Source organism: Microcystis sp. M113S1 (assembly GCF_020246945.1).
Taxonomy (GTDB): domain Bacteria; phylum Cyanobacteriota; class Cyanobacteriia; order Cyanobacteriales; family Microcystaceae; genus Microcystis.
In genome coordinates, this window is record NZ_JADBSA010000018.1 from 1 (window position 1) to 9332 (window position 9332).

Genomic DNA, 9332 nt, shown 5'->3' on the forward strand with positions numbered 1-9332 from the left:
AAAGTCTAATTCTTCTTGCTTTTTCCAATCGGTCAACATTGAAGAGGTTTCAGCATATCCTACTCTTTCTTGCTTTTCATACCAAGCTAGTGTTCGTTCGTGGAGAGCTTTATTGTAAACAAATCTTACACAGCCCAAGGTGCGCCGCAATAGCGACTCTTGTTCTGGTGTGGGGTAAAATCGGTAAGAATAGGCTTTTTCCAGGTCTCACATTTTAGCATATATTTGGTAAATGCGCTAGTATTTAACGGTAAAGCCGTCGTGAAACGACGGGGTTTCAGACCCAAAATTTTCGATGAAAGATCAAGCCAATTCCCTGTATGAATACGACTTCTACGGGTGGACAGAGCTACAAGCGAAAGCTCTAGCCAACCGACAGGTAGAAGCTCTGGACTGGCAAAACTTACGGGAGGAAATCATTTCCTTGGGTAAACAAGAATATCGAGAACTGGTGAGTCGTCTAACCGTTTTGGTAGGACATCTTCTCAAATGGGAATATCAGCCAGATAAACGTTCTCGCAGCTGGTTTTTGACGATTAGAGAACAGAGACGAGCGATCAGACGGCATCTAGAGGGTAATCCTAGTTTAAAATCCCGGATACCGACGGCTTTATCCGATGCTTTCGAGGCCGGGGTCGATTTGGCTTTACGCGAGACGGATTTACCGATACGGACTTTTCCCTCTCACTGTTCTTTCACCTTCGAGGACATCATGGCCGACCATTTCCTCTGCGATACGAGTCAGGATTGGTCGTAAATTTAACGGTTATACCACCTCGACGGGATCTGTATCTCAACAAGTAATTTAAATACGCGGGCAGCTGATTCTTTTTTTTTACTCTCTCCCTTCAATAATTTTAATTTCTTCCTCGCTTAATCCATAGAGTTTATAAACAATTAGATCGATCAATTCATCGATGGTGCTTAATTGTTGTTTTAGGGGTAAAAGTTTCTCTAGACTGGTTTGATATTCTTTTTCTAGGGTTTCCTGTATTTGGCGATCAAGCAAGTTAACGCTAATTTTCTTTTTGTTCTTTTTCAGTATCTCCCCAAGTTGCTCGAAGCTAAGATGAGGTTCGCTTTTTTGATAGTCACCGAGATAGTTTTGGATTTTTGATTTGTTGGTTAAATTATTGATCGCACTGCCGATCATTCTCTCTAAATATCTCAAAAAGCTTTTGATTTCTTTTTGTTTTTCCCGATTTATCTCGATCATCTGTTCTGCTAAGTAGGCCAGAATATCATGGACTATATCAGTTTCCTCTCTCCTAATATGCTCCTCGATTTCCTTTAATATCTCTTGCTTTTCTTGATAACTTTTAATAAGTTTCTCTAAACACCGTTGACGGCGATCGCTATTGGTGTTAAAAGATATTTTAGGAACTAATAAGGATTCTAACTCATAACCATTTATATTATTATTTGTGCTAGTTAAATTAAATCTCCAGTCTAAAAAATTTGAGTTCATTAAAGCTGCCATAAATCCTAGACTATAACCGTCTATGCTAGAAAAATAGCCAGTTGTATGAGAACAAAAATAGTTTTCTGGTAAGATTGTAGCGATTAATCTTCGATAATTATCAATTGCGGCATAACGTTGATAAACAACTCTTTTATTTTTATAACTGGAAGCTTTTAAACTATCACCATGTTTTGATAAGTAAAGTTCCCGATTAAAATATATATCTTCTCCTTGTTTAGGTTCTACAATTGCGTATCTAGAAATATGCGATCCACGAATGACCTCTACACCTTTTTCTTTATCGCTGATATAAGGTTTAAATGAACTATTAATCATTAGTTCTCCCGGTGAAGCTTTTATATATTCTCCTAGCTTAGATAAATTCGTATCTTTGGCCAGTTTTAATAAGAGTTCCCAAGAAGAATTATCTAAAGTAGGAATTGACAGATTATCTTGATCAAACTCAAAAAAGTTACTTTGTAGTGTTTTATAGCTTGGTGATTGCTCTAAAATGAGTTTACCTGGATTACTTTTTACACATATCTCGTGGGTTTCACATGGATAAGCTTTACATAGTATATAGATACAAGTCGATAATTTTGCATCAATAAAAACTCGATTATTGGGATCATCTTTTTGTGGAAATTGTTCAATAAAATCTATTTGAAAGTTTTCTAAAATATACCTTCTTAGCTTCAATGTAAACTGATCGGCCAGTAAAGATAATGGCACAATAAATCCATGTCTGCCATTAATTCTTAACAAATAAACAGCCTGAGAAATGAAAAGTCTATAAATATTGATTCGGTTGCCTAATCCATAGGTAAATCTGGCAGTTAATTTAAAATATTTTATGTCATTATCAACATCGATTTTCCCTTCTTCTGACAATTCATCATAAGGAGGATTACCGATAACTGCATCAAAACCGGGGTTATCTTTCCAAGAAGCGGAATCAAGATCGATAAAAACTTCGGGAAATTCCAGATCCCAGTGAAAAAAGCGCTTATCTTTATATAAACTAGCTGCTTGGTCTAAAATTCGTTGGTCTGATGGGGGTAACTTATCCCAATTAATTGCCGATATATTGCCACCGTAACGCTGCAGAAACTCGATAGCAGTTTTAACCCCAAAAAAGCGAGAGAGGAAAACATCTAATAAACGCTTGTAGGGTTTAGCTTGACTATCAAAATCACGGAATAACTGTTCACTTGCTTCCACTTCAGCAAAAGTCGCATCGCTGAGGGTACTAATTCCCCGCATAATTTCCGCGGCCCGAAGTAACCCGACAAAAGGGCCAGTTAAAAGAGTTAATTGACCACTTTCTTCCTCAATCATAGCGGCTTCTGCGTCCTTGGCGGTAGTTCCGATCAGAGAGTTACCACAACGTAAATGATGATCCAAAAAACTCAAAGGTGCGCCCACTGTGAAAGAATGTAACCAGAGACTAACCTTGGCCAATTCTACGGCCATCGGATTGATATCTACCCCATAAATACAGCGCTTCATCACCACTCTTTGTAATAATTGCGTTGGTTCAAGGGTGGGAGAATCGAGAATAATTCCCTGTTGTCGGAGATTGTCGATAATATTTTGTCGGGTGGTTTCCAACATGGTTAAAACGGGATTATCTTCGGGATAAAGATTGAGAATCTGGATTAACTCATCCGTGAGATAGTCCACTGCTTCCACTAAAAAATGTCCGCTGCCCATGGCGGGGTCACAGAGTTTAAGATCAAGTAAGGTGGTGATCGCTTTTTTTTCTAAGCGTTGTAGCTCTTTTTGTAATCCCTGCTGACTGAGATTTCCTAAACGTCTATCGGCACTTTCTTGTCTTCGGGTGGCGATTTCTGTCATTAAATCCCCGAACTGTTGCGCTCTTTGCTCTAAAATTGGTTTGAGGGTATGACTGACAATATATTTAACAATGTAATCGGGAGTGTAATAGGAACCAGTGGCCTTTCTTTCTCCCCGATCATTTTCCAGATGTACCGATTCCCCCTCAATCACGATGCGATATTCCAGTAATCCTTCGTAAATTGATCCTAACTGTCGCACACCTAAAAAACTATAGTCGATCGGCTGTCCCTCAAAACGTGCTAACTTGTCTAAGATGGGCGCTAAAACCGCATCGGATAACTTATATTGACCGAGAAAACAATTCACCCGGCCTTCTTCCATATCAAATAAACCCCCGTTGTAACGAGGTACGGCTAAATTAGCATCCCCTCGATCGACAATGCGAAATAAACTGAGGAGAGCATCGTATATTCCCGTCGAGGTGCCACTAAAGACCTGCTGACGATCGATTTTAACGGCAATTTCTCGCGTCTTTTGCAATAAGCTATAATCGCGATAGTCTCCCCTCACCGGCAGCAAGTCCCGCGCTTCCGCGTAGAGAAGAAATAATAATTTATACAGCAGGGATAAACTCGCCTCGTACAATAAGTCTGGCTGTATGTCTGTATTTAATGATACAAAACCTTTAGAAATATCGGGAAAAATGCGATCAAAGACTAACTCTTTTAACTCGTTACCCACTCTGGTGGCATAGGTGGTACTCCCCTCCCGGACCCGTTCAAGGAAATTCTGACCGTGAATATCCTTAATAAAAGCCTCTTGACGGAAAAATAACCAGAAATACCGAAATTTTTGCCGATCTCCCCCTTCTAATAGTTCCATCAAATCTACCAGATAAAATTCCGTGGCAGTGGAGGACGCTTGACGGTAATATAAGCGCCATTCCCGACCATTGGTGAGAATACCCCAATCTACCCCCGTCCCCGTCAGATAATTGGTGATCTGAAAGGAAGGATTACTATTTTTCCAGATATCTCGCTGATCATTCTTAGAAACGTCACTAAGAGAACGTTGCCAGTATTTAGCCTCAGCGATCGCTAAAACTTGACGATAAAAGGCTTTTTCATTATTCTGGAAGGAATAGGCTTGATAACGGTCATTTTCTCCGGCAAATAGAGCATAATCTGGCCTTTCTGACCTTCCTTTTCCTCTACTGCTTACCTGCGGTATATAACTAAAACCGAGAATTTCTAGAATCGGTTGTATTAATTCTGCTTCCGTTTGCGCTTCGTTAAGAGTCGGCAAAATCGCCTTTTTTTGTTGATAAAGACTCTCTAAGCGGGAAAATGCCCCTGATACATCCTCTTGCCATTCCCCAGAATCCGGCAGCCGATGCTCAAGATAGTGTTGAGAAAAAAGCGGTTTATTGCTTGTTTGTCCTGACATGGCTGATTATCCTAGCATTGAGGGTATCTAGCCTAAAAATGAAGGGTTCGCAGGCAGGCACGGATTCCCATTATACAAGAAGTATAAGGCAAGTCTCCGATTTTGTCAAGGGTTTTGGCCAAAAAAAAATCGCCAAGACTTACCACAGCCGCAGGCTTGAATCGTAACTTATAATGGGGATAAAAGTTAAAATTCTTCTTATTTCAAGCTACCGACTGGACTGCGGTAGTCACCGATGACTGATAACTGGTAACTGAAATGACCCCCCAAGCAATCCCTAAACTCAATCACTTGCCCTCTGTCCTAGCCAGAGAGGGAGCCGTCTGCCTAGAATTAGAAGATGGAGTTGCTATATTTCGAGCTTCCACTGCCGTTCAGACTCGGATTGAAGAATTACTCCAACTAGAGAAAGAATCAGCAATTACCCCCGCAGAAAAGCAAGAACTCGATGCCTACGAAGAAATTGACGACTACCTCAGCTTTGTCAATCGTACCTTGCGGAATCTCAGTCAAAACCCCTCTTAATGTCTAAAAAGTTTTCCTCAGTTATCCAATCAGAAATTCGCATCCGTGCCAATTATTTATGCGAGTATTGCCATGCCTTAGAAAAATGGCAGTATGTTGCCTTTACGATAGACCACGTCATTCCCTTAACTCAAGGAGGAGATGACGGCTTGGATAATTTGGCCTTGGCTTGCTTTCACTGCAACCGCCGCAAGGGAAATCTGGTCTCTATCAAAGACTTAGCTTCAGGGGATGACATACCTCTCTTTCATCCGAGAAGGGAGCGTTGGCAAGACCATTTTATTTGGTCGGCAGACGGTCGAGTAATTATTAGCTTGACGGCAGTGGGAAAAGTCACGATTGCAGCTTTAGACTTAAATCGAGAGAGGGTAATTGACATTCGCCAAGCTGACATACTCCTCAAGCGACATCCACCGCCGGGAGATCCCGTCTTTGAAGAATGTCGATTAAATTAGCAAGATTGTCGGTAAATTTGCGGCTCTCTTATTCTTTGTGTGATCAGTTTAACTTATATAGAAGCGATCGATCTTTGTGTTCTCTGTGTCTCTGTGGTTCCTTCCACTCGCTCGCCCGCAGGACTGTATCTTAGAATACATTTTACCCACCGAACCTAAGAGAGCCAATTTGCGCTTTATCAATGTTTTGATTGTGCTAGGACAGTAATGCAGCGGCCAACAGACAAGCAAAGGGAAGGGAAAGCGATCAAAATGAAAAATCCCTATCATGATCAACAGGTTATTATCGTCTCTGATTCAGAGCAGGGTATCTAGCCTAAAAATGAAGGGTTCGCAGGCAGGCAGGGATTCCCACTATACAAGAAGTATAAGGCAAGTCTCCGATTTTGTCAAGGGTTTTGGCCAAAAAAAAATCGCCTCTGGGAGGCGGGGGTGAAAGGTATCACCCCAACAGAAATATTAAACGCCAAAAGACTTACCACAACCGCAGGTTTGACTGGCGTTGGGATTAGTGAATTGGAAACCACCGCCGATCATCGCGTTGCTGTAATCTAACATGAGACCGTAGAGATAGAGCAGGCTTTTTTTATCAGAGACAATTTTAAAGCCATCGTAATCGAAAACCTCATCTTGAGGGCCAATATTGCTAGGATGCTCAAAATCCATCATATAGGACATTCCCGAACAACCACCTTGACGCACACCCACGCGCAGACATAAATCCTTGCCCTGTTGCTCTTTGAGCATGGTAAGGTGTTTGAGGGCAGCCTCACTGAGTAAAATTCCTTTTTCTTGAGTCTGAGTAGCTTGTGTCATCTTTAGCAGGAACTCCTAAACGCAGTTGAAGGGGACATATAAAACTTTACCTTCTCCTATCCATCTTAACGATAGTTGAGGGCTGTTGACTGAATTACTGTTTACTTTTCCCAGCCTCACAGGGGTTATAAGGCAAAAAAGAGCAAAAAACTGGGATTATTAATTAAATAGCGTTGCCAGAGACGACTAGGTTCTTAAAACAAACCATAGAGCCATTCTAAGCCGATTTTCATCACCAAACCGGGTGCTTGAGACAATTCGCCTTCCCTGGGGGGAGGAAAATCAAATCAGGAAAACACTGCTTTGGGGATGCCGAAAAAGCAGCCAGAAAATATCAAAAGAAATTCACCTTTCTAAGCGGAGATTAGTGCCACTGCTATCGGTGCGATAAACCCAAGTTTTTTGCTTATCAGTCAGAATAATTCGCCATCCTTGCACCAGTGCTTGGGTACAGAGTTCTCCCGGTTTAGCTAATCCTAAACAACCATCGGGCCAGGTTTGTGGTTGTGCTGCTTGAATTTGCAAGCGATTAACGGATATATTGGTTTTCCGACTCAAATCTTGACGGGTAGCGGCGATGACCGAATTAGGTGGCTCAGGAGATGCTAAACTAGGTGATGCTAAGAGGAGAGAAAGCAGACTCATTAGCATTAAAATGCCAGTTGATACCCGAACAATTCTCGTTTTACAGATTTTTACTTGCTGGCTTTGGCTAAAATTTTTTCTAGATATCATCTTTAGTCCTGCCCCTTTTCTGGGAATATTAGTTTTATCAAATCTTCCTGTTTATTATCAGTATAACCGATACTATGTTCCCTCTCTGGTTTTCGAGTCCATCGGTGTTTTCTCAAGAAAATTCCATCGTCCAAGTTCCTTCTCCTGAACCGGCGGTTAAAACCTCTCCCCCCAATTCTGCTTGGCTTTATAGCACAATTGCATTAACTATTGCTGTGATCGGTTTAATTATTTACGGCAAATTACAAATAGAACAGATCAAAAAGAAAGTTAAGCTTGAACAACTTAAAAGTAAAGATTTGGAAAAAAACTTGAAGTCAGCACTTCATACTATCAAACAAATGGAAATTAACCCCGATCTTGTCTATTCTAGAGCATTTAATCTTAATTATTTGCGGATGAGAATGGATGAGGAGATTTTTCATTACTTCATTGTTAACCAAATTAAGATAAAGATAGCTAAATTGATCGGCGAAGCTTTACGACTAAATACAGCTAAAAATGCCCTGGGAATCGTCGGTGCAGAAAGACAGATTAATAAAACTTTTGATGTCACCTGCCAGGTGGAAGCACAGGAAGGGGAAGGAAAATCGAATAAAGGGGTTTTATTTCGGATTCAGATTAAACTGACAAAACTTCCCCCTCAAACCAGTTACGCTACTGTTAACGAGATTATTAATTGTATAGAAACCTTTCTTTATGCGGACTCAGATCAAGCCAATTGGCAGCCAGCTATTCATGGACAAATAGTTTTAATGAGTTGGGATCGAAAAGCGAAACCGATTCCTTTATTGGTATTAGAACGCTAGGCGTTGCTGATTTGAGATATTTTGGATACGATGCACACAGTTGACATTCATATCTTGATTCAGCAACCCCAATTGTCAAACCAGAGCAGGTAAAAAGAGCCGTAAACTTAATTAACAATCGGCCTCAAAAATGCCTTGACTATCAGACCGCAAATGAGGTATTCTGTCAGGGGAGAGCGGCCTAGTGATGCAATTCAGACTTGAATTGGCTGAACAATCAGAAGAAGGACTCAATGTCAGTTTTCGTTACCATTCCCTGAAAACTCCCGTCTCTTTAAGTGGCGATGCCGATTAAAATAGATGAGGATGAACTATTTTAGATGGATGGGCTTATGTTATCTTTTTTCCTCCGTTGGTTGATTACCGCCGTCTCTTTATTGATTACAGCGCGAATAGTACCCGGTATAGAAATTAAAGATTTTACCGTGGCTTTGATAGCTGCTGTCGCTTTGGGTTTAATTAATGCTATCATTAGACCCCTGTTGATTCTTTTTACCCTGCCTTTAACCATTTTGACCCTAGGGTTATTTATTTTTGTGGTTAATGCCATTTCCTTTTCTTTAGCCTCCTATTTTATCAGTGGCTTTGAGGTAAAATCATTTTTTGCTGCTTTATTCGGTTCGATCGTGGTTTCGATCATTTCAGGAGTTTTAAATGGTTTTTTTGTTGACTAAAGTGGGCAATAATTCGGTTGTTTAAAACAGCTTTGCTTACTCTGATCTAGAGACGTTGATTATAACAACGTCTCTCTATTTTTTTGGGGATGAGTAAATCTCTACTGATTTGCTGTAGCTTTTGTGGTTAAGTAGCTGGTTATAATTAAATTGAAGATGGATTTTGGGTTCGATCCCTCCTTAATCCCCCCTTAATAAGGGGGGCATCTGAAAGTTTTTAACACCTACCTACTTAAAAATCAGGAAAATTTAATCCCAAGATTTCCATCTCAAGCAGCCAGAGCAAGTTCAATTACTGTTAAAATAAGTAAGTAGTTATAATTAAATTGAAGATAGATTTTGCCTCTTATCCCCCCTGCCCCCCTTGATAAGAGGGGTGCCGATAGGCGGGGGGATCTGATAATTTTTAACGCCTACCTACTTAACTGGAATTGTTGAGCTAAGTAGGGTCTGCTGAAAAAGTTTTTCGGTGGGGGTTGGGGGTTGGGGGATGGGGGATGGGTTTTACCGATTTTCAGGTGGTCAACTACCTAATTTTCAGGGAAAAAGTACCTGAATTTTCCCCCTGATCACTCCCATGCCTGGTACTTTTTGATTGACAAAAAGTCTA

At 40.7% G+C, this 9332-nt stretch carries 9 protein-coding genes and 1 pseudogene; 6 read left to right on the plus strand and 4 right to left on the minus strand.

Going from position 1 to position 9332, the window contains the following annotated elements; translation table 11 throughout:
• Positions 1-204 (minus strand): helix-turn-helix domain-containing protein (locus IM319_RS01075; protein ID WP_287734299.1); only part of this gene is annotated, 204 nt, incomplete at its 3' end.
• Between the two features lie 91 nt (positions 205-295).
• On the opposite strand from IM319_RS01075, the gene IM319_RS01080 reads away from it, so the two are divergent.
• Positions 296-757 (plus strand): DUF29 domain-containing protein, encoded by a 462-nt coding sequence (locus IM319_RS01080; RefSeq protein WP_286825000.1) that lies wholly within the window; start codon positions 296-298, stop codon positions 755-757.
• Between the two features lie 78 nt (positions 758-835).
• On the opposite strand, the gene IM319_RS01085 is transcribed toward IM319_RS01080, so the two are convergent.
• A complete protein-coding gene (locus IM319_RS01085; protein ID WP_287734295.1) occupies positions 836-4708 on the minus strand; it encodes an Eco57I restriction-modification methylase domain-containing protein in 3873 nt (1290 codons plus the stop codon).
• Positions 4709-4966: 258 nt separating this feature from the next.
• On the opposite strand from IM319_RS01085, the gene IM319_RS01090 reads away from it, so the two are divergent.
• Together IM319_RS01090 and IM319_RS01095 are read left to right on the plus strand one after the other, a co-directional pair.
• Positions 4967-5233 (plus strand): hypothetical protein, encoded by a 267-nt coding sequence (locus tag IM319_RS01090; RefSeq protein WP_286825003.1) that lies wholly within the window; start codon positions 4967-4969, stop codon positions 5231-5233.
• Positions 5233-5688, plus strand: a complete 456-nt coding sequence (locus tag IM319_RS01095; protein WP_287734296.1) for an HNH endonuclease — start codon at positions 5233-5235, stop codon at positions 5686-5688. The genes IM319_RS01090 and IM319_RS01095 overlap by 1 nt, the downstream gene beginning before the upstream one ends.
• A 459-nt stretch (positions 5689-6147) precedes the next feature.
• Here IM319_RS01095 and IM319_RS01100 read toward each other — a convergent pair whose 3' ends face one another.
• Both IM319_RS01100 and IM319_RS01105 read right to left on the minus strand, forming a co-directional pair.
• Positions 6148-6504: an iron-sulfur cluster assembly accessory protein gene (locus IM319_RS01100; RefSeq protein ID WP_287675804.1), complete on the minus strand. Its 357-nt coding sequence runs from the start codon at positions 6502-6504 to the stop codon at positions 6148-6150.
• 345 nt (positions 6505-6849) lie between these two features.
• Positions 6850-7239, minus strand: coding sequence for a hypothetical protein (locus tag IM319_RS01105; protein WP_287734297.1), 390 nt, complete (start codon positions 7237-7239; stop codon positions 6850-6852).
• 74 nt (positions 7240-7313) lie between these two features.
• Between IM319_RS01105 and IM319_RS01110 the strand changes: the two genes are divergently transcribed.
• The 3 genes and pseudogenes from IM319_RS01110 (at position 7314) to IM319_RS01120 (ending at position 8722) form a co-directional block, all read left to right on the plus strand.
• Positions 7314-8048: a hypothetical protein gene (locus IM319_RS01110; RefSeq protein WP_287734298.1), complete on the plus strand. Its 735-nt coding sequence runs from the start codon at positions 7314-7316 to the stop codon at positions 8046-8048.
• A gap of 71 nt (positions 8049-8119) precedes the next feature.
• Positions 8120-8252 (plus strand): annotated as a pseudogene (locus IM319_RS01115) (IS30 family transposase); the annotation flags it as partial.
• Between the two features lie 128 nt (positions 8253-8380).
• Positions 8381-8722: a phage holin family protein gene (locus IM319_RS01120; RefSeq protein ID WP_271989017.1), complete on the plus strand. Its 342-nt coding sequence runs from the start codon at positions 8381-8383 to the stop codon at positions 8720-8722.
• The last annotated feature ends 610 nt before the right edge of the window (positions 8723-9332 follow it).